This window comes from Hydrogenophaga sp., assembly GCF_011390835.1.
Classification (GTDB): Bacteria; Pseudomonadota; Gammaproteobacteria; order Burkholderiales; family Burkholderiaceae_C; genus Hydrogenophaga.
Genome location: NZ_JAABRQ010000006.1, coordinates 93,883 through 113,458, shown reverse-complemented (window position 1 = coordinate 113,458; position 19,576 = coordinate 93,883). Strand labels below are relative to the sequence as shown.

Annotated in this window: 22 protein-coding genes; 13 read left to right on the top strand and 9 right to left on the bottom strand. The window is 63.3% G+C overall.

All coding sequences use genetic code 11. From position 1 onward, the window contains the following. Nucleotides 1–21: 21 nt before the first annotated feature. The 3 genes from aat (at nt 22) to GPT34_RS05800 (ending at nt 2,418) form a co-directional block, all read left to right on the top strand. The gene (gene aat / locus GPT34_RS05810; RefSeq protein WP_291010308.1) at nt 22–792 is read left to right on the top strand and encodes a leucyl/phenylalanyl-tRNA--protein transferase; all 771 of its coding nucleotides are present in this window, start codon (nt 22–24) and stop codon (nt 790–792) included. After that, nucleotides 789–1,526 carry an arginyltransferase gene (locus GPT34_RS05805; protein ID WP_291010307.1) on the top strand — a complete coding sequence of 246 codons (738 nt, stop codon included), beginning with the start codon at nt 789–791 and terminating at the stop codon, nt 1,524–1,526. Before aat ends, GPT34_RS05805 begins: the two co-directional genes overlap by 4 nt. 88 nt (nt 1,527–1,614) lie before the next feature. Further along, nucleotides 1,615–2,418: an IclR family transcriptional regulator gene (locus tag GPT34_RS05800; RefSeq protein WP_291010306.1), complete on the top strand. Its 804-nt coding sequence runs from the start codon at nt 1,615–1,617 to the stop codon at nt 2,416–2,418. A 78-nt stretch (nt 2,419–2,496) separates the two neighbouring features. On the opposite strand, the gene GPT34_RS05795 is transcribed toward GPT34_RS05800, so the two are convergent. From GPT34_RS05795 to GPT34_RS05770, 6 genes are all read right to left on the bottom strand, one after another. Beyond that, nucleotides 2,497–3,711, bottom strand: coding sequence for a serine hydrolase (locus GPT34_RS05795; protein ID WP_291010305.1), 1,215 nt, complete (start codon nt 3,709–3,711; stop codon nt 2,497–2,499). A gap of 177 nt (nt 3,712–3,888) precedes the next feature. Next, the gene (locus GPT34_RS05790) at nt 3,889–5,430 is read right to left on the bottom strand and encodes a 2-isopropylmalate synthase (protein WP_291010304.1); all 1,542 of its coding nucleotides are present in this window, start codon (nt 5,428–5,430) and stop codon (nt 3,889–3,891) included. A gap of 231 nt (nt 5,431–5,661) precedes the next feature. Next, nucleotides 5,662–6,471: a CDP-diacylglycerol--serine O-phosphatidyltransferase gene (gene pssA, locus GPT34_RS05785; RefSeq protein ID WP_291010303.1), complete on the bottom strand. Its 810-nt coding sequence runs from the start codon at nt 6,469–6,471 to the stop codon at nt 5,662–5,664. A gap of 147 nt (nt 6,472–6,618) precedes the next feature. Next, on the bottom strand, nt 6,619–7,635 hold the full coding sequence (gene ilvC, locus GPT34_RS05780) for a ketol-acid reductoisomerase (RefSeq protein ID WP_291010302.1): 1,017 nt from the start codon (nt 7,633–7,635) through the stop codon (nt 6,619–6,621). 130 nt (nt 7,636–7,765) lie between these two features. After that, nucleotides 7,766–8,257 carry an acetolactate synthase small subunit gene (ilvN, locus tag GPT34_RS05775; RefSeq protein WP_291010301.1) on the bottom strand — a complete coding sequence of 164 codons (492 nt, stop codon included), beginning with the start codon at nt 8,255–8,257 and terminating at the stop codon, nt 7,766–7,768. Nucleotides 8,258–8,373: 116 nt separating this feature from the next. Then, entirely contained in the window at nt 8,374–10,149 is a 1,776-nt protein-coding gene (locus GPT34_RS05770; RefSeq protein ID WP_291010300.1) for an acetolactate synthase 3 catalytic subunit, read from the bottom strand. Between the two features lie 285 nt (nt 10,150–10,434). Between GPT34_RS05770 and GPT34_RS05765 the strand changes: the two genes are divergently transcribed. Genes GPT34_RS05765 through GPT34_RS05755 form a run of 3 tightly spaced genes read left to right on the top strand, consistent with a single transcriptional unit; the run spans nt 10,435 to nt 11,995 of the window. Further along, nucleotides 10,435–10,995 (top strand): RDD family protein, encoded by a 561-nt coding sequence (locus tag GPT34_RS05765; RefSeq protein ID WP_291010299.1) that lies wholly within the window; start codon nt 10,435–10,437, stop codon nt 10,993–10,995. Continuing rightward, nucleotides 10,992–11,390: a diacylglycerol kinase gene (locus GPT34_RS05760; protein ID WP_291010298.1), complete on the top strand. Its 399-nt coding sequence runs from the start codon at nt 10,992–10,994 to the stop codon at nt 11,388–11,390. The genes GPT34_RS05765 and GPT34_RS05760 overlap by 4 nt, the downstream gene beginning before the upstream one ends. Before the next feature lie 17 nt (nt 11,391–11,407). Further along, complete coding sequence (locus GPT34_RS05755; protein ID WP_291010297.1) at nt 11,408–11,995, top strand: TIGR00730 family Rossman fold protein; 588 nt, start codon at nt 11,408–11,410, stop codon at nt 11,993–11,995. Nucleotides 11,996–12,001: 6 nt separating this feature from the next. Here GPT34_RS05755 and GPT34_RS05750 read toward each other — a convergent pair whose 3' ends face one another. After that, nucleotides 12,002–12,340: a P-II family nitrogen regulator gene (locus GPT34_RS05750; RefSeq protein WP_291010296.1), complete on the bottom strand. Its 339-nt coding sequence runs from the start codon at nt 12,338–12,340 to the stop codon at nt 12,002–12,004. 113 nt (nt 12,341–12,453) lie between these two features. Between GPT34_RS05750 and GPT34_RS05745 the strand changes: the two genes are divergently transcribed. Further along, nucleotides 12,454–13,497, top strand: a complete 1,044-nt coding sequence (locus GPT34_RS05745; RefSeq protein ID WP_291010295.1) for an asparaginase — start codon at nt 12,454–12,456, stop codon at nt 13,495–13,497. Here GPT34_RS05745 and GPT34_RS05740 read toward each other — a convergent pair. Beyond that, entirely contained in the window at nt 13,494–15,197 is a 1,704-nt protein-coding gene (locus GPT34_RS05740) for an NAD+ synthase (RefSeq protein ID WP_291010294.1), read from the bottom strand. The genes GPT34_RS05745 and GPT34_RS05740 overlap by 4 nt on opposite strands. A gap of 104 nt (nt 15,198–15,301) precedes the next feature. On the opposite strand from GPT34_RS05740, the gene GPT34_RS05735 reads away from it, so the two are divergent. From GPT34_RS05735 to GPT34_RS05710, 6 genes are all read left to right on the top strand, one after another. Further along, nucleotides 15,302–16,537: a GNAT family N-acetyltransferase gene (locus GPT34_RS05735; RefSeq protein ID WP_291010325.1), complete on the top strand. Its 1,236-nt coding sequence runs from the start codon at nt 15,302–15,304 to the stop codon at nt 16,535–16,537. A gap of 88 nt (nt 16,538–16,625) precedes the next feature. Continuing rightward, nucleotides 16,626–16,943, top strand: a complete 318-nt coding sequence (locus GPT34_RS05730) for a hypothetical protein (protein ID WP_291010293.1) — start codon at nt 16,626–16,628, stop codon at nt 16,941–16,943. Continuing rightward, nucleotides 16,934–17,374 (top strand): polymer-forming cytoskeletal protein, encoded by a 441-nt coding sequence (locus GPT34_RS05725; RefSeq protein WP_291010292.1) that lies wholly within the window; start codon nt 16,934–16,936, stop codon nt 17,372–17,374. Before GPT34_RS05730 ends, GPT34_RS05725 begins: the two co-directional genes overlap by 10 nt. Nucleotides 17,375–17,395: 21 nt before the next feature. Continuing rightward, entirely contained in the window at nt 17,396–17,977 is a 582-nt protein-coding gene (locus GPT34_RS05720; protein WP_291010291.1) for a polymer-forming cytoskeletal protein, read from the top strand. 18 nt (nt 17,978–17,995) lie between these two features. Next, nucleotides 17,996–18,508, top strand: a complete 513-nt coding sequence (locus GPT34_RS05715; RefSeq protein ID WP_291010290.1) for a hypothetical protein — start codon at nt 17,996–17,998, stop codon at nt 18,506–18,508. 4 nt (nt 18,509–18,512) lie between these two features. Next, on the top strand, nt 18,513–18,917 hold the full coding sequence (locus tag GPT34_RS05710; protein WP_291010289.1) for a polymer-forming cytoskeletal protein: 405 nt from the start codon (nt 18,513–18,515) through the stop codon (nt 18,915–18,917). A 95-nt stretch (nt 18,918–19,012) separates the two neighbouring features. On the opposite strand, the gene ppa is transcribed toward GPT34_RS05710, so the two are convergent. Beyond that, nucleotides 19,013–19,549 (bottom strand): inorganic diphosphatase, encoded by a 537-nt coding sequence (gene ppa / locus GPT34_RS05705; RefSeq protein ID WP_291010288.1) that lies wholly within the window; start codon nt 19,547–19,549, stop codon nt 19,013–19,015. Between the last annotated feature and the right edge of the window lie 27 nt (nt 19,550–19,576).

Genomic DNA, 19,576 nt, shown 5'->3' with positions numbered 1-19,576 from the left:
GCAGCCCTTCACAATAGGCGCATGTCGCAGTCACCGCCCTCCGCCGTCCTGCCCTGGCTGGAACCCGGTCAAGCCTTTCCCCCTGTCGAGCAGGCCTGGGGCGAACACGATCCCGCGCCCGGCTTGCTGGCCGCCGGAGGCGTGCTGGATGTGCCGACCCTGATCGCAGCGTATTCGCAAGGCATCTTCCCCTGGTACAGCGCCGGTCAACCCATCCTGTGGTGGAGCACCCATCCCCGTATGGTGCTGAGCGTGAGCGATTTCCGGCTGCACCGTTCGTTGCGCAAGACGATCAGCAAGCTGCTGCGCGAACAGCGGCTGGAGATCCGCATGGACCGCCATTTTTCGCGGGTGATCCAGGCCTGTGCCCACGCGCCGCGCGACGGTCAGGTCGGCACCTGGATCCTGCCTGCGATGGCGCAGGCCTACACCCGCCTGGCGGCTGCGGGCGTTGCCCACAGCGTGGAAACCTGGATCGACGGTGAGCTGGCGGGTGGCCTGTATGGGGTTAACCTGGGCCGCATGGTCTATGGAGAGTCGATGTTCAGCCGGCAGAGCGACGCGTCCAAGATCGCGCTGGCGGCCCTGATCGCGTTCTGCCTGGCGCACGACATGCCGCTGATCGATTGCCAGCAGGAGACACCGCACCTGGCCTCGCTTGGGGCGCGCCCGATGCCACGAGACCAGTTCTGCCGACACCTTCGAATGGGCTTGCAGCACCCGGCTCCCCGGTGGGAATTCCAGCCTCTATACTGGAATTCTCTCTTGGGTGAAGGCCAGTTTTCCGCGTGACGCACCTCAAAGAACTTCCGCTTCAGGCGCTGCAGTTTTATGCCACGGCGCCCTACCCCTGCAGTTACCTGCAAGGCCGACAGGCCCGCTCGCAGGTGGCCACGCCCAGCCACCTGATCCACAACGACGCCTATTCCGACCTCGTCACCCATGGCTTTCGGCGCAGTGGCATGTTCACCTACCGGCCGTATTGCGACGGTTGTCAGGCTTGCGTGCCGTTGCGGGTGCCGGTGGAACGCTTTGCACCCAGCCGCAGCCAGCGCCGCTGCCTGGCCCAGCATCACGGCTTGCAGACGCGCGTGCTCAAGCTCTGTTTTGTGCCCGAACACTACCAGCTCTACCTGCGTTACCAGAACAGCCGGCACGCCGGCGGCGGCATGGACCACGACAGCATCGACCAGTACACTCAGTTTCTGCTGCAGAGTCGGGTCAATTCGCGTCTGGTCGAGTTTTTTGTACCAGCCACAGACCAGCGGCCTGAGCAGCTGAAGATGGTGTCCATCGTCGACGTTCTCAATGACGGCCTGTCAGCGGTCTACACCTTCTACGAGCCCGATGCAGGTGCCAGCTACGGAACCTACAGCGTCCTGTGGCAGATAGAGCAGGCGCGCTCCCTGCAGCTGCCCCATGTTTATCTGGGCTACTGGATCGAGCAGAGCGGCAAGATGAACTACAAGGCCAGTTTCCGACCCCATGAGCTGCTGCAGGACGGCCACTGGCAGGCATCGGGCTGACCGGCAATGGTCTCGCCTAGGCGAGTTGCTGCCTGCGACGCAGACAGCGAGATTTCATCTTGTAAAATACGGTCAACCTGATTTGCCTATGACCAAACGCTCCGACCACCTCCCCGCGACCCCCACCGTTCAGGTAATGGAGCGCATGTTCAACTTGCTGGAGGTCCTGGCTTCGCGGGAAGATTCGGTCTCGCTGAAGGAAATCAGCGAAAAGACGGGCTTGCATCCGTCCACTGCCCACCGCATCCTGAACGACCTCACCATCGGGCGATTCGTCGATCGCCCCGAAGCCGGCAGCTACCGCTTAGGCATGAGGCTGCTTGAGCTGGGCAATCTGGTCAAGGCGCGCCTGAGCGTGCGCGATGCCGCGCTGCAACCCATGCGTGAACTGCACAAGCTGATTCAGCAACCGGTGAACCTCAGCGTGCGCCAGGGGGACGAGATTGTTTACGTTGAGCGGGCCTACAGCGAACGCTCCGGCATGCAGGTGGTGCGCGCCATTGGCGGGCGCGCGCCACTGCACCTGACCTCGGTGGGCAAGCTATTTCTCTCGGTTGAAGACCCACAACGGGTCAGGGCCTATGCCGCGCGCACCGGCCTCGCCGGCAATACACGCAACAGCCTCACCCAGCTCAGCAGCCTGGAGCGCGAGCTGCTCCAGTGCCGGCAAGCCGGCGTCGCCCGGGACAACGAAGAACTGGAGCTGGGCGTGCGCTGCATGGCTGCCGGCATCTACGACGATCAGAACAAGCTGGTGGCGGGCCTTTCGATCTCGGCGCCAGCCGACCGACTGGACGACAGCTGGCTGCCCAAGCTGCGCACCACTGCGGCCGACATCTCGACCGCTCTGGGCTGCCCCCAGGCGATCAGGGGCATGAGCCCGGGCTCCTGAACGGCGCAAGCTGCGGCCGCCCAACAAAAACGGTCCCGAAGGACCGTTTTTTTGATTTGATGGCTGAGTTGAGATCGGTCAGCCTTGCGGGCGGGCAAAGAGCGCCTGAATGCTTTGGGCCTCGACCCAACGGCGCACCCGCTCGGCGTCCTGTGAACGGCTGAGCTTGCCAGTGGAGTCCAGGAACACCATGATCAGTTTGCGCCCGGAGATCTTTGCCTGCATCACCAAGCAGCGACCGGCCTCAGAGATGTAGCCGGTCTTTTGCAGGCCGATGTCCCAGTCCGCGTTGCGAATCAGGCGGTTGGAGTTGTTGTACTGCAGCGTGCGCTGGCCCACGTCGAGTTGGTGGCTGGGTGAGGTGGACAACTGGCGCAGGATAGGGCGCTCGTAAGCGACCGACACCAGCAGGGCCAGATCGCGCGCGCTGGACTGGTTCCAGCTGAGCAGGCCGGTGGGCTCCACGTAGCGCGTGTCCTTCATGCCGAGTTCGCGTGCCTTGTCGTTCATCAGGCGCACAAACTCCTGCATACCGCCCGGGTAGGTGCGCCCCAGAGCATGCGCAGCCCGGTTCTCGCTGGACATGAGGGACAGGTGCATGAGCTCGCCCCGGCTCAGCGTGGTCCCCACCGCCAGGCGCGAACGGCTGCCCTTGTAGGTATCCACATCGTCCTGGGTTATGGTGATCATCTCGTCCATCGGCAGGTTGGCGTCGGCGATCACCAGGCCAGTCATGAGCTTGGTGAGTGATGCGATCGGCAGCACCGCCGACTCGTTCTTGCTGAACAGCACTTCACCGGTGTCCTGGTCCACCACCAGCGCGACGCTGGAGTTGAGGTCGAGCGGATCGTCGGAGCTGCGCAGGCCAAGCCGCTCGCCATTCGTCAGACGGGCTGGCGCCGACACCTTCATCACCGAAGTCGACACCGCGCGCTTGCTGGCCACGGTCTTCATCGCCGTGCCTTGTTTGCTCTTGGCAACGCGCGTGTTCTGCCCACGCTGGGCGGCCTTTTTTGCCTGTTGACGGCTCTCAGCTTTGCGAAGGCTCGCGCCTTTCTTGCTGCCGCTGGAAGCCTTCGCCGTGGTGGCCTGGTCGCGCTTGGCCGTTTTGCTGGTGGGGGCCTTGGTGGCCTTTTTGGTGGTGACCACCTTGGCTGCCACCTGCTTCTTGGCCGCCACCTTTTTATTTGCGGTTGCCGCCTGTCCCAACAACGGAACACTCAGGGCCAGACCCAGAACCGCGCAGGCGGTAACTTTCAATGCTTTTTGTAAGCGAGAAGCGCGAAAGATCATGGGTCCACTCCAGCCAACAGGGTTGTGCTGGTGTGGAGTATAGGAGATCAAGAAAAAACTAGCAATATCAATCGCTTGTGAAATTTTGCTCAATTAAAGCTGGAATTGCGCTGCCTTTGGCAAGCAATTCCAGTGATCAATCAAGCTCCTCACGCTAAACGCTTGATTTGTAACAACTTATCCCTGTGCTGCGACCCGGTCGGCCTTACTTTGCAGCTTGTTCAAAGCGCTCAGATATGCCTTGGCGGAGGCGACCACGATGTCCGGATCGGCCCCCACGCCGTTCACCACCCGCCCGCTGTGTTGCAGGCGCACGGTCACCTCGCCTTGGCTCTCGGTCGAGCCACTGGTGATGGCGTTGACCGAATAAAGCACCAGCTCGGCACCGCTCTTGACGTGGTGCTCGATCGCTTTGAGCGAGGCGTCCACCGGGCCGTTGCCGTCCGAAGCGCCCATGTACTCCTTGCCAGCGATCGTGAACACCACTTCGGCATGGGGCCGTTCGCCGGTTTCACTGTGTTGAGACAGCGACACCAGGCCGTACTGCTCTTTTTCGGCGGTCACGCTCTCGTCACTGCACAGGGCCAGGATGTCTTCGTCAAAGATCTCGCTCTTGCGATCGGCAAGCTCCTTGAACGCCGCAAACGCGGTGTTGATTTCGCTCTCCGATGCCATCTCGATGCCCAGGTCCTGCAGGCGCTGCTTGAACGCATTGCGCCCGCTCAGCTTGCCCAGCACGATCTTGTTCGCAGCCCAGCCCACGTCTTCGGCGCGCATGATTTCGTAGGTGTCGCGGGCCTTGAGCACACCGTCCTGGTGGATGCCGCTGGCGTGGGCAAAGGCATTGGCGCCGACCACCGCCTTGTTGGGCTGCACCACAAAGCCGGTGGTCTGGCTGACCATGCGGCTGGCTGGCACGATCTGCGTGGCATCCACTCCCACGTCGAGCTGGAAATAGTCGCGGCGCGTGCGCACCGCCATCACGATCTCTTCCAGCGAGCAGTTGCCCGCCCGCTCGCCCAGGCCGTTGATGGTGCACTCCACCTGCCGCGCACCACCGATCTTCACGCCGGCCAGCGAATTGGCCACCGCCATGCCCAGATCGTTGTGGCAATGCACCGACCAGATCGCTTTGTCTGAGTTGGGCACGCGCTCGCGCAGGCTGCGGATGAACTCGCCGTAAAGCTCGGGAATCGCGTAGCCCACGGTATCGGGGATGTTGAGGGTGGTCGCGCCCTCTTTGATCACCGCTTCCAGCACCTGGCAGAGGAAGTCCGGATCACTGCGGTAGCCGTCCTCCGGGCTGAACTCGATGTCATCGACCAGATTGCGAGCGAAACGCACCGACTGGATGGCCTGCTCCAGCACCTGCTGGCGCGTCATGCGCAGCTTCTTCTCCATATGGAGTTCGCTGGTGGCGATGAAGGTGTGGATGCGGGCGCGGTTGGCGCCCTTGAGCGCTTCAGCCGCGCGCGAAATGTCGCGGTCATTGGCGCGCGCCAGCGAACACACGGTGGAGTCCTTGATGGTGTTGGCAATCGCCTGCACACAATCAAAATCGCCGTTGGAGCTGGCGGCAAATCCGGCCTCGATCACGTCCACCTTGAGGCGCTCGAGCTGGCGTGCTATGCGCAGCTTCTCGTCCTTGGTCATGGAGGCGCCAGGCGACTGCTCGCCATCGCGCAAGGTGGTGTCAAAAATGATGAGCTTGTCGGTCATGGGACTCTCCGGTGGCTGCCTCGAAGGGCTGGGAACAATCCGCAGCCCAAAACAGAACGGCCCGCTGCGGATGCAAACGGGCCGTTGTGGAAATTCGCTCGCGCGTTACCAGACATGCCCGTGATGGACACCCAGTAGTAGCGAGAACGAAACACGATTCATGTGATGCAATGTATCACAAAGGCCTGTGCGGGTACGGTTGGAAAACCCCATGGAGCCGATCGCCACACGCTATTCGTGCAGACCGCGCTCTTCAGGCTCGTCGGTGGACGTGCTGATCACGCTGGTGGGCCTGCCCTTGGCCTTGCGCCAGCCGTAGATGGCGTAGCCCGACAGGCCATAGATCACGAACAGGACAAACACCACCGTTGGCGGGTGGATGTTGATGACCGCAATGCCCAGTGCGACCAACACGATGGAGGCGAACGGAACGCTCTTCTTCAGGCTCAGGTCCTTGAAGCTGTAGAAGGGCACGTTGGTGACCATGGTCAAGCCGGCAAACAGGGTGATGGCGAACATCGCCCAACGCACATCGGCTGCCGGGTACTCGAGGTCCGTCATGAGCCAGATGAAGCCGGCCACCAGGGCCGCAGCCGCTGGCGACGGCAGGCCCTGGAAATAGCGCTTGTCCACGACGGCGGTGTTCACGTTGAAACGGGCCAGCCGCAGCGCGGCGCAGGCGCAATACACAAACGCGGCGATCCATCCCCAGCGACCCAGGGTACTGAGCGCCCAGATGTAGGCCACCAGGGCCGGCGCGGCGCCGAACGAGACCATGTCGGAAAGCGAATCCATCTGTTCGCCGAAGGCGCTCTGGGTGTTGGTCATGCGCGCCACCCGCCCATCCAGGCTGTCGAGCACCATGGACACAAAGATGGCGACCGTGGCCAGCTCGAAGCGCCCGTTCATCGCCATGACGATGGCATAAAAGCCTCCAAACAAGGCCGCCAGCGTGATCATGTTGGGCACCATGTAGATGCCCTTGACGCGCCTGCGGGGCTCGTGTTGCGTGTCGTGGTCGGGTTCGGTTCCGTCGTGCATGGCTGTCCTGTGAGGCGCTACCCAGAAGCCGGGTGCGTGCGCCTTGAATCGTCGACCCAGTGTAAGCCAGCCACCGGGAGATGAAAACGCGACAGGCCACCGGAGTGGCCTGTCGCATCCGTCCGCCTGGGCGGCGGATCGTGAAGGTCAGTTGCGCGTCTGGTCGACCAGCTTGTTCTTGGCGATCCAGGGCATCATCGCGCGCAGCTGAGCACCCACCACCTCGATCTGGTGCTCGGCGGTGTTGCGGCGGCGAGCAGTCATGCTCGGGTAATTCAACTGGCCTTCCTGAATGAACATCTTGGCGTAGTCACCGTTCTGGATGCGCTTCAGGGCGTTGCGCATGGCCTGGCGCGACTCTTCGTTGATGACTTCCGGACCAGTCACGTACTCGCCAAACTCGGCGTTGTTCGAGATCGAGTAGTTCATGTTGGCGATGCCACCTTCGTAGATCAGGTCGACGATCAGCTTGAGCTCGTGAAGGCATTCGAAGTACGCCATTTCAGGTGCGTAACCGGCTTCCACAAGCGTCTCGTAACCCATCTTGATCAGCTCAACTGCACCACCGCACAACACGGCCTGCTCACCAAACAGGTCGGTCTCGGTCTCTTCCTTGAAGTTGGTCTCGATGATGCCGGCCTTGCCGCCACCGTTGGCCATGGCATAGGAGAGGGCCAGGTCACGCGCCTTGCCGCTCTTGTCCTGATGCACCGCCACCAGGTGGGGCACGCCGCCACCCTGGGTGTAGGTGTTACGCACGGTGTGGCCCGGGGCCTTGGGCGCGACCATCCACACATCCAGGTCGGCGCGAGGCATGACCTGGTTGTAATGCACGTTGAAGCCGTGGGCAAACGCCAGCGAAGCGCCTTGCTTGATGTTCGGCGCGACGTTGTTGTTGTAGACCGAAGCGATGTTCTCGTCGGGCAACAGAATCATGACCACGTCCGCGGCCTTCACGGCGTCGTTGACTTCCATCACTGTCAAACCGGCTTTGGCGACTTTGTCCCACGAAGCGCCGCCTTTGCGCAGACCGACCACGACTTTGACGCCGCTGTCGTTCAGGTTTTGAGCATGTGCGTGGCCCTGCGAGCCGTAGCCGAGGATGGCCACGGTCTTGCCTTTGATCAGGCTCAGGTCACAGTCTTTGTCGTAGAAAACTTTCATGTTTACTCCAGTGGATTTGAATGGTGTTGCCGTTCACTGCGAGCCTGTCGAAGGGCTCATCACAGTCCCTGCATGCGCAGGGGCTTCGACAGGCTCAGCCCGAACGGTCGGATGGCTGAGCCTTGGAAAATCAGACGCGGAGAATTCTCTCACCCCTGCCAATGCCGCAGGAGCCGGTGCGCACCGTCTCCAGAATCGCGCCGCGATCGATCGCCTCCAGGAAGGCATCGTTCTTGGTTTGGTCGCCGGTGAGTTCAATGGTGTAGCTCTTCTCTGTCACGTCGATCACGCGACCGCGGAAGATGTCAGCCATGCGCTTCATCTCCTCGCGCTCCTTGCCCACCGCGCGCACCTTGACGAGCATGAGTTCACGCTCGGTATAGGCGCCTTCGGTGAGGTCAACCACCTTGACCACCTCGATCAGGCGGTTGAGGTGCTTGGTGATCTGCTCGATGACGTCATCCGACCCAGTGGTCTGGATCGTCATGCGCGAGAGCGATGCGTCTTCCGTGGGCGCCACGGTGAGCGACTCGATGTTGTAGCCACGGGCAGAGAACAGGCCCACCACGCGCGACAGCGCACCAGGCTCGTTTTCGAGCAGGACAGCAATGATGTGTTTCATGAAAAAGATTCCTCTTTTCTGAGCCCTCCCCTGCGCACGGTAATGCGCAGGCTTGGCTGCAAATAGATTCGTCGGGGGCCACCCGCAGCAGCGTGCCGCGGGTGGAAGGAGAAGGATCAGAGGTCTTCGGAGCCCAGTAGCATTTCCGTGATGCCCTTACCTGCCTTGACCATGGGAAAGACGTTTTCGGTCGGGTCGGTGCGGAAGTCCATGAACACGGTGCGGTCCTTGAGCTTGCGCGCTTCGCGCAGCGCCGGCTCCACGTCCTCCGGTCGCTCGATGAGCATGCCCACATGCCCATAGGCCTCGGCCAGCTTGACGAAGTTGGGCAGCGCGTCCATGTAGCTGTGGCTGTAACGGCCTTCGTAGTCAATTTCTTGCCACTGCCGCACCATGCCGAGGAATCGGTTGTTGAGCGCGCAGATCTTGATCGGGGTGTTGTACTGCAGGCAGGTCGAGAGCTCCTGGATGCACATCTGCACCGAGCCTTCGCCCGTAACGCAGAACACCTCGGCCTCGGGCTTGGCCAGCTTGATGCCCATGGCATAGGGAATGCCCACGCCCATAGTGCCCAGCCCGCCGGAGTTGATCCAGCGGCGCGGCTCGTCGAAGCGGTAGTACTGGGCGGCCCACATCTGGTGCTGGCCGACGTCGGACGTGATGTAGGCCTCGACGTCCTTGGTCATGTTCCACAGCGTCTCTACCACGTACTGCGGCTTAATCACGTCGCCCTTGCCGTGGTCGTACTTCAGGCAGTCCTTGCTGCGCCAGGCCTCGATGGTCGACCACCAGCCCGCAAGCGCCTGACCGTCCATGCGGGTCTTGGTTTCGCGCACCATGTTGATCAGCTCGGTCAGCACGTCTTTCACGTCGCCGACGATGGGCACATCCACCTTGACGCGCTTGGAGATGCTCGAAGGGTCGATGTCGATGTGGATGATCTTGCGTTCGTTCTGCGCAAAGTGCTTGGGGTTGCCGATCACCCGGTCATCAAACCGCGCGCCCACCGCCAGCAGCACGTCGCAGTTCTGCATCGCATTGTTGGCCTCGACCGTGCCGTGCATGCCGAGCATGCCCAGGAACTTCTTGTCCGAAGCCGGGTAGGCGCCCAGACCCATCAGGGTGTTGGTGACCGGGTAGCCGAGCAGGTCGACCAGCGTGCGCAGTTCCTGCACTGCATTGCCCAGTAACACGCCACCGCCGGTATAGATGTAGGGTCGCTTGGCAGTCAGCAGCAGCTGCAAGGCCTTGCGAATCTGGCCGCCGTGGCCTTTGCGCACCGGGTTGTAGGAGCGCATCTCCACCGACTCGGGGTAGCCGGTGTAGGGCACCTTGTTGAACGACACGTCTTTGGGAATGTCCACCACCACCGGGCCGGGACGGCCGCTGCGCGCGATGTGAAAAGCTTTTTTCATCACCATCGCCATGTCGCGCGCATCCTTCACCAGGAAGTTGTGCTTGACGATGGGGCGGGTGATGCCCACGGTGTCGCATTCCTGGAAGGCGTCCAGGCCGATCGCGGCCGTGGGCACCTGGCCGGTGATGATCACCATGGGAATGCTGTCCATGTAGGCCGTGGCGATGCCGGTGACCGCATTGGTCACGCCCGGGCCGGAAGTGACCAGGGCTACGCCCACTTCGCCCGTGGCGCGGGCATAGCCGTCAGCCGCGTGCACTGCCGCCTGCTCGTGGCGCACCAGCACGTGCTGAATGGTGTCCTGCTTGTAGAACGCGTCGTAGATGTGGAGCACCGCGCCGCCGGGATAGCCCCAGATGTACTTGACACCTTCGGCCTGCAGCGCTTTGACGAGGATTTCTCCACCGCGGAGTTCTAAGGGAGGCGTGCCGCTCGCAGCGGCCGCAGAGGCCAGTTCGGCCTTGTTGATTTCCATGATGAACCTTTCGAGAATTTCTCTGACGAAATACCTTGGGTGCCCCTGCGCCAGCTCTTGTGAAGCGGTGTCGGGACTTGAGGCCAAGGACATGGGCGGACGCATACTCCACCGGACCTTGACCCGTTTGCCTTGTTGAATTGCAGCCTTTCATTATCGCACTGCAACGAACGATTTTTTCGCCCAGCGGCATCTTTAGGCAGTTTGCAGCCTCCTCAGCGGCCTTGGGCGAGGCGGGTTTTGGCCTCGATGCGACAATTCCAGGGCTTTTGCAGCTTCCTCAACATGTCCCAGATCGCATCCCCCACTCCTGCGTCCAGTCCGCTGATGGCGCCCTCGCTCACCCGCCGCATGGCTTGCTGGCTGTACGAAGGCATGTTGATGTTTGGCGTGGTGTTCATTGCCGGCTATTTGTTTTCTACCCTCACCCAGACCCGCAATGCGCTGGACAACCGGCATCTGCAGCAGGCTTTCCTGTTTGTCGTATTCGGCATCTATTTCACCTGGTTCTGGGCCAAGGGCCAGACGCTGGCGATGAAAACCTGGGACATCCGGGTGGTCGACGCCCAGGGTAAAGCGCTGACCCAGGCGCGAGCGCTGTGGCGCTATGTGCTCTCCTGGCTCTGGCTGCTGCCGCCACTGGCGCTGGGCGGGTTGTATGGCCTGCCCGGTGGCGAGCTCACCGTGATCGTGATGGGCTGGGTGCTGGTCTGGGCGCTGCTGTCTCGCTTCCACACCCAGCGCCAGTTCCTGCACGACGCCCTGGCTGGCACCCGCCTGGTGCACCACAAGCAACCCGAAGGCCCCAAGCGCCGCCGCTCGGCCGTGAGCGCACCCACCCCATGACCGCTGCCGACCGCCGCGAAGCCGTGGACGCGCAAAAGCGGCGCACTGGGCTCACCCGCATGCGCCACGCCTTCGGCTACTCGCTCGCGGGTCTGAAGGCGGGCTGGGGCGAGACCGCGTTTCGGCAGGAGGCTCTGGCGGCCCTGCTGCTGCTGCCTGCTGCTTTTTGGCTGGGGCGGACCTGGGTCGAGGTGGCGCTGCTGGCCGGCACGGTGGTGCTGGTGATGGTGGTCGAACTGCTCAACACCGGCATCGAGACCGCCATCGACCGCATCGGCCCGGAATGGAATGACCTGTCCAAGCGCGCCAAGGACATGGGCAGTGCCGCCGTGTTGCTCAGTTTGCTACTGTGTGGCGCTACCTGGGCTGCGGCCTTGTGGGCGCGCTTCACCTGACTCACCCTCCACCCACCATGAGCACCCCTGCCTTCTCCCTCTGTGTCTACTGCGGCTCCCGTCCAGGCGCCGATGACGCGTATTTGCAGCTGGCCACAGAGGTCGGGCATTGGATCGGTCGCCATCAGGGGCAGCTGGTCTATGGCGGCGGTCGCAACGGGCTGATGGGTCGGGTCGCGCAGGCCACGCTGGATGCGGGCGGCACGGTGGTCGGCGTGATCCCCCAGGCTTTGGTGGAAAAGGAATGGGCCAACCACGCCTGTACTGAGTTGCATGTGGTGGACAACATGCATGAGCGCAAACGGCTGATGGCCGAGAGGGCGGACGCGTTTCTGGCCCTGCCCGGCGGCATCGGCACTTTCGAGGAATTTTTCGAGGTCTGGACCTGGCGCCAGCTGGGCTACCACGACAAACCGGTGGGTCTGCTCAACGTGTCAGGCTATTACGACGGCTTGCTGCAATTCCTCTCGCACACCGTGGAACAGGAATTCATGAGCGAATGGCAGATGGAGCTGATCCGCGTCGGCACCGATCTGGAATCGCTGCTGCCTGCGCTGGTGCAAGCCGCCGGGCTCGCGCCCGAGCCGCGGCTGGACGCGATCTGAAGCCGGTCAGACCGCGGTTTCGTCTTCTTCGCCGGTGCGGATGCGCACCACCCGGTCCACCGAAGTAACGAAGATCTTGCCGTCGCCGATCTTGCCGGTGCGCGCAGCGCGCACGATGGCATCGACACATCGCTCGACATCGTCGGTCTTGACGACCACCTCGACCTTGACCTTGGGCAGAAAGTCCACCACATACTCCGCACCGCGATACAGCTCGGTGTGGCCCTTCTGACGGCCAAAACCCTTCACCTCGGTCACGGTCAGGCCGGTCACGCCCTGCTCGGCCAAGGCTTCGCGAACCTCTTCGAGTTTGAATGGCTTGATGACGGCGGTGATCTGCTTCATGCGCGTAACTCCTGGGTGCCCTGAGGGCGTGGGGGGAGACAAAACTGTATCACGCAGCTCCATGGCTGGGTGTCACCGCGCCCCGGTACACGAAGCCCAGCAAGCCAGTGACAATGCTGGCCATGCCCCATGCACTGCCTCACCATGTACCCATCGCCGTCACCGACCGGGGCGATCATCCCGAAAACGTTCACTTCGGTTCGATCGCGGTGGTGGACGCGAACGGCATCCTGCTTGCAAGCGCGGGCGATGTGAACTACCCCGTGTTTACCCGGTCAGCGCTCAAGCCTTTCCAGGTGATGCCGCTGATGGCGCGCCTAGGCCACGGCGATGTGCTGTCGGACGCCGACATTGCCCTGCTCTGCGCCAGCCACAGCGGCGAGCCCATGCACGTAGAGGGCGTCGCCGCCCTGCTCGCGCGCATCGGTGCAGACGAAACCGCGCTGGCCTGCGGCTGCCACACGCCGTATTTCTACGCCGCCCTGGGTCAGACGCCACCACCCGACGCCACCTATTCGCGCCTGCAACACAACTGCTCGGGCAAACACGCTGGCATGTTGCTGCTGGCGCACGCGCTCGGGGCACCGCTGAGCGGCTACCTGGACTGCGATCACCCGGTGCAAGCGGAAATCATTCGCAGCGTGAGCCACTTTTCCGGAATACCAGCGGACCAGCTCGTGCGGGGCATCGACGGCTGCGGCGCCCCCAACTTCGCCTTGCCGCTGCGCGCGCTGGCGCAAGCCTTCGCCCGCCTCACCCTGGCCGGAGAAGACGCGCGCTATGGCGCTGCGCCGCACAGAGTGGCCCGGGCCATGGTCACGCACCCGGAGCTGGTCAGCGGAGCCGCCCGCAGGGACCTGATCCTGATGCAGGCTGGCCGAGGTGACTGGGTGAGCAAGGAGGGTGCCGACGGCGTTCGGGCCATCGCCAGCTTCAGCCGCGGCATCGGTATCGCCGCCAAGTGCAGCGACGGGCAGATGGCGCCCTTGATGGTGGCGCTGGTGGATGCGCTGGAGCAGCTCGGCTGGACTGACGAAACCAGCCGAGTAGCGCTGGCCGCGCTACTGCCTCCCCCGATAAGGAGCGCAGCGGGGGATGATGTGGGACAGATGCGCTCGGTGCTAACGCTCACCTCCCCCGCCCTCATGGGCACCTAAGCCCGGTACTTGCTTGTGATCGGGTAGCGCCAGTCGCGGCCAAAGCCTCGGTGCGTCACGCGGATGCCCACTGGGGACTGGCGTCGCTTGTACTCGTTGATGCGTATCAGGCGCACCACCTGGTCGACCGCAGCGGCATCAAAGCCCTCGGCCACGATCTGCGCCGGGCTTTCATCGTTTTCCATGTAGCGCTCGATGATGGCATCGAGCACGTCGTAGGGCGGCAGGCTGTCCTGGTCTTGCTGGTCCGGCCGCAACTCGGCACTGGGCGGGCGGGTGATGATGCGTTCCGGGATGGGGTTGGCTCCGGTGCCAAACGGGTCGTGCTGGTTGCGCCACTTCGCAAGGCGGAACACCAGCGTCTTGACCACATCCTTGATCACCGCAAAGCCCCCCGCCATGTCGCCGTACAGCGTGCAATAGCCGGTGGCCATTTCGCTCTTGTTGCCAGTGGTCAGCACGATACCGCCAAACTTGTTGGACAGCGCCATGAGCAGCGTGCCGCGGATGCGGGCTTGCAGGTTTTCTTCGGTGGCGTCGGCCGCCAGGCCGGCAAACTCCTGAGCGAGGCTGGCCTGAAACGCCTCGAAGTGCGGCGCGATGTCGATTTCGTCGTAACGCACGCCCAGGCGCTGTGCCATGTCGCGCGCGTCGATCCAGGAGATGTCTGCCGTGTAGGGCGACGGCATCATGACCGTGCGCACGCGGTCTTTGCCCAGCGCATCGACCGCGATGGCCAGCACCAGCGCCGAATCGATGCCGCCGGACAGGCCCAGCAAAACGCTGGGAAACCCGTTTTTCCCCACGTAGTCGCGAACGCCGAGCACCAGCGCGTGCCAGAGATCGGCCTCGGTGCTGTGTGCGCGGTCGGTTTCAGCGTCAATGTGCCAGCCGGTGGCCGTGTGGGTGAACGCCAGGTCGAACAAGGTTTCTTCGAAGCTGATGGCTCGTCCCCGCAACGCGCCTTCGGCATCCAGTACAAACGAGCGGCCCTCAAACACGATTTCGTCCTGCCCGCCGATCAGGTGGGCATAGACCAGCGGCAAGCCCACTGCCTGAGCGCGGTGCCGCATGGTGTCTTCGCGCTCACCGCCTTTGCCGGTATGGAACGGCGAGGCGTTGATGACCACCAGGCAGTCGGCGCCGGCCGCCTTTGCCTGCGCCGCTGGTTCGTCGAACCAGGCATCTTCACAGATCAGCAGCCCACAACGCAGGAGCGCGCCGTCGGCACCGGTGACGTCGAACACGCATGTGTCCTGCCCGGGCACAAAATACCGCCTTTCGTCAAACACCTGGTAGTTCGGCAGCTCGCGCTTGGCGTAGGTGTTCACCACCTGGCCCTCAAAGAGCACGCTCGCCGCGTTGTAGAGCCCTGCCACCGACACGCTTCGCTCGCGTCGCGCATCCCAACCCGCCAGCAGCGTGGCAGGGCGCACCGGATGACCCACCACCACCGTCAGGCCTTTGAGTGAGGCCGTCTCACGCGCCACCGCTTTCAGGGCATCATCACAGGCGTCGATGAAGGCCGGGCGCAGAAACAGGTCTTCGGCCGCGTAGCCACACAGAGAGAGTTCTGGCGTGAGCAGCAGGCGCGCGCCGCGGGCGTGTGCCGTCTGCGCCGCATCGATGATTTTTCGGGCATTGCCCGCCATGTCGCCCACCACGAAGTTGAGCTGGGCGATGCAAATTGGGATGGTCATGAGATGTGAAAAATGGGCCTGGTCGGCTGCCCCCAGAAGGTACAGCTCGCATGGCCAGGCGTCGCCATCGGCGGCGTTCGCCCGAACCGCCGGTGGGTGCTGAAGTGGCCGCTGCGAATTATGTCACCCGGGTTTTCTCCTCGCCGGCCCAGGTCGACGCAACTCAGTGGAACGCTCTGCTGGCGCTGGAGCCCGATGCCAGCCCTTTTCTCCAACACGCCTACCTGCTGGCAATGCACGAGAGCGGCTGCGCCCGCCATCCAGCAGGATGGCAGGCCCAGTTCCTGACCTTGTGGCACGGCGACACGCTGCAAGCGGCCTGCCCCCTGTACCTGAAAAACCACTCGTATGGTGAGTACGTGTTCGACTGGGCCTGGGCCAACGCCTACGCCCAGCACGGCCTGGACTACTACCCCAAGGCGCTGGTGGCCGTGCCGTTCACACCGGTGCCCGGCGCCCGCCTGCTCGCGCGGGATGCACCAGCGCGCACAGCCCTGGTCGAAGCCCTGATCCAGCACACGCGAGACGAGCAGTTGTCGTCTCTGCATCTGCTCTTTGTGCAGCCGCATGACGTGAAGGCCTGTGAAGAAGCTGGCATGTTGCTGCGCCACACGGTGCAGTTTCACTGGAAGAACGTGGTCCCCACGCTCCCCGAGGGGGATGGCCCCGCCTTGGGGCGGCCCGGGGGCGAGTCCGCACCAAGGCCTTTCACCGACTTCGACGACTTTCTCGCCAGCCTGGTACAGGAAAAGCGAAAGAAAATTCGGCAAGAACGGCGTAAGGTAACCGAGGCGGGTGTGAGCTTCCGGCATGCAGAAGGTGCTTGTATCACCGAGGCCGACTGGGCGTTTTTCTACCGCTGCTACGAGCGCACCTACCTGGAGCACGGCAATGCGCCCTACCTGAACTGGGTGTTTTTCCAGCGCATGGCGCGCGACATGCCACAGAACTGGCTGATGTTCATTGCCGAGCGCGACGGCCAGCCCATCGCCAGCAGCCTGATCGCCCTCGACGTTTCGCGCCAGGTGGCCTACGGGCGGTACTGGGGCGCTCTGGAGCGAGTGGACTGTCTGCACTTCGAGGCATGCTATTACCAGCCCCTGGCGTGGTGCATCGCCAACGGCGTCACCCGCTTCGAAGGGGGCGCCCAGGGCGAGCAGAAGATGGCCAGGGCATTGCTGCCGGTCCGCACCACCAGCGCCCACTGGCTGGCGCACCCGTCGTTCGCCGATGCCGTGGAGCGCTTTCTGGAGCGCGAAGGCCAGGGCATTGATCAGTACCTGACCCACCTGTCCAGCCGGTCGCCGCTCAAGAGCCCCCAGCCCGGCGGGACCGCCTGAACACTTTCTCATGACACGGCGGTATCTCTGCTGCCACGCCCGTGCGCGTGGCGGTGAGCCGGCAGGCAGTGGGTAAACTCAGGCCTTGATGACCGAAGCAGACGCCTTTTTCACCCAGACCATCGTCGGCGCGCCGCTGTCGGTGCTATTGGGGCGCCGGGTCGCCAGACCGGTGGCCGCTGGCGAGGGCCTGCGGGCCACGATGGACAGTGGCGATGTGTCCCTCAGCCCGAGCTGGCGCGAGTGGGTCATCAACACCCGGGCCTGCGCTCCGGTGGGTGAGCCACGCCTGCGCCCAAGCTCCTGGCGCTGCCGACTGGAGCGTCACGCTTTCTGGATCGCCGCACTCGGGCTGAGCAGCCTGGCCGTATCGGCCCTGGCCTGGGGTCTATTGCGATGGGTCTGAAGACGCCTCAGGACACGCTGACCATCGACCCGATCGCCATGAATGTGGTGAACCGGGTGGCCGCCGGATCAGCGCTTGGCGGCGATCTCACCTTCGAGGGCGGTTTGCTGGTACAGGGCGAGGTCTCGGGACACCTGCGCGTCAACGGCCGCCTCATCATCTGGACCGGCGGCTCGGTGCGAGGCCGCATCCAGGTGTTTGGCGATCTCTACCTGTTCGGGCGACTGGGTGACCCGAACGCCGATGCACACGCGACCAGTCTCGAATGTCACGGCATGGCCTATGTGTCCAAAACCGGCGTGTCCACCGGCACCCTGCTCGCGCGGCGCCTGCAGCTGTACGAAGGCGCCGACTTGCAAGGACCCTTCAAGACACTCAAACTAGGCGCCACATTGCCCGAGCTGCAAGACGCCTTGCCCGGACAACCCTGAACGCCAGTAGCGCCGCAAGCCATGAAATCCACCCGTTACCAGCAACCCGACCGCCACTTGGATGAGGCCATGGACCAACAAGACAACAACGACATCACCAACCCCTCGGACGCCAACGATGGCATGAACAACCAGACCGACTCCAACACAGGTGGTGGGCTGTCGGTTGACGTGGGCACGGCCATGCCAACGTCGCTCGCAGCGCAGATGCCGGTGCTCGGCAGCCCGCAGCTCAACGTGGACGGTGAGAGCGGACAGCCCCGCAGCCTGCTGGCCGACGGCATGCATTTCGTGGGCAACGCCATCCTGCGCGGCCCGTTCAGTGTCGCGGGTCAGGTGGACGGCAACCTCCAGCAGGCCAACGACACGCTGACCAGCGTCGTGGTGACCGAAACCGGCCGCGTAAAAGGTGACATCACGGCCCACAAGATTTCCGTCATGGGTCACACCGAAGGCATTCTGGATTCGGGACAAGGCGAGGTGTCGCTGCACGACACGGCCGATGTGCACGGGCTGGTGCGCTACGGCCGCATCCAGGTCAATGGTGCCAGCCTGAACGCCACGCTAGAGCGTGTGGCGCCCAGTCAAAAGTCCAACGTCTGACGCCTCTGACGGACATCCATGCTGTGGCCACAAGCCGCCTCTTCCACCCAATCGCAGCCGGCGCCTTCTGCCGAAGCGTTGCGCGTGGCCACGCTGCAGGCCAGCTGGGTGCGCGATCGCCAGGTCGCACGCCGTCGCCTCGCCTGGCGCTGGCTGGTGTGGGCATGGTGGCGCTACCTGCTTCCCTCTGCCGTGGTGCTGGGCAGCGCGGCGTGGCTGGTTACCTGGCTGATGCCCGAGGCCAACCGTTTGCTTGCTCGCCAGCTGGCGCCAGCCGCCTCGCAGACCGCGTCGCCTGCACCACTTCAGCCCACCCGCCCGGCGCCCATGGCGCCCGATCCTCAACTCACGGCCGAAGGCGAGCCGCTCGAGCTGGGACGACCCGACCAGGACGCCCTGGTGCTGCGCTTGGACAGCCGCTGGGCGGCGCCGCAGATAGCGCCACCAGCCAGCCCATTGCCCTCCGAGGAAGACGTCCTGCTCGTCCCAATCCTCATGCCCGAAAACTGGTTACACAGCAAGGAGCCTTGAACCCATGAGCCACCCCCCCGCCAGCACACGCCTCGTGCCCGCCGAGCGCCTGAGCGCCGTCACCAGCCTGATCGCCGAAGGCGCGGTGTTCGACGGCAATTTCCACACCACGCGGGACCAGGGCATCAAGGTCGATGGCCAGCTCAAGGGCAACATCACCTTCGAGACCGGCGGCACCATCCATGTTGGAGCAACCGGCGTGATCGAAAACACCCGGCTGGAAGCCGACCATGTATTCATCGAGGGCAAGGTGATCGGTACCGTGATCGCGCGCAAAGCGCTGGAGATCACTGGCTCGGCCACGCTGATCGGCGACGCCAGCTACGACGAGCTGATCGACATGCATCCACGCGCCCGCGTGCGCGGCAAGATCGAGTACCGCGGCGACATTGACGCACCCTCGAACTGAGCCATCATCTCAAAGCAAAAGGCCTGTGCGGTTGCCCGCACAGGCCTTTTTATGTTTTTGCCTCAACGGCTTGCGCCGAAGAGAACTCGGCTCGGTTACTGGGCTTCTTTTTGGTAGTTCGCCACGCCGTCCAGGATTTCCTTGTGCGCCGCCTCAGGGCCTTCCCAGCCCAGGATCTTGACCCATTTGCCAGGCTCCAGGTCTTTGTAATGTTCAAAGAAATGCTGGATGGTGTTGAGCCGCATCGGGTTGAGGTCGGCGGGCTTCTGCCACTGGGTGTAGAGGGACAGGATCTTGTCGATCGGCACGGCCAGCACCTTGCCGTCCACGCCGGCTTCGTCTTCCATCATCAGGATGCCGATGGCACGGCATGGCACAACCACGCCAGGGATCAGCGGCACGGGCGTGATCACCAGCACATCCACCGGATCGCCATCACCTGACAGCGTCTTGGGCACATAGCCGTAGTTGGTCGGGTAGTGCATGGCCGTGCTCATGAAGCGGTCGACAAAGATGGCGCCGGTTTCCTTGTCCACCTCGTACTTGATCGGATCGGCGTTCATCGGGATTTCGATGACCACATTGAACGAATCGGGGACATTCTTGCCAGGGGTCACGTTGTCGAGAGACATGCTGTTTTCGGAGGTTGGTTGGAAACG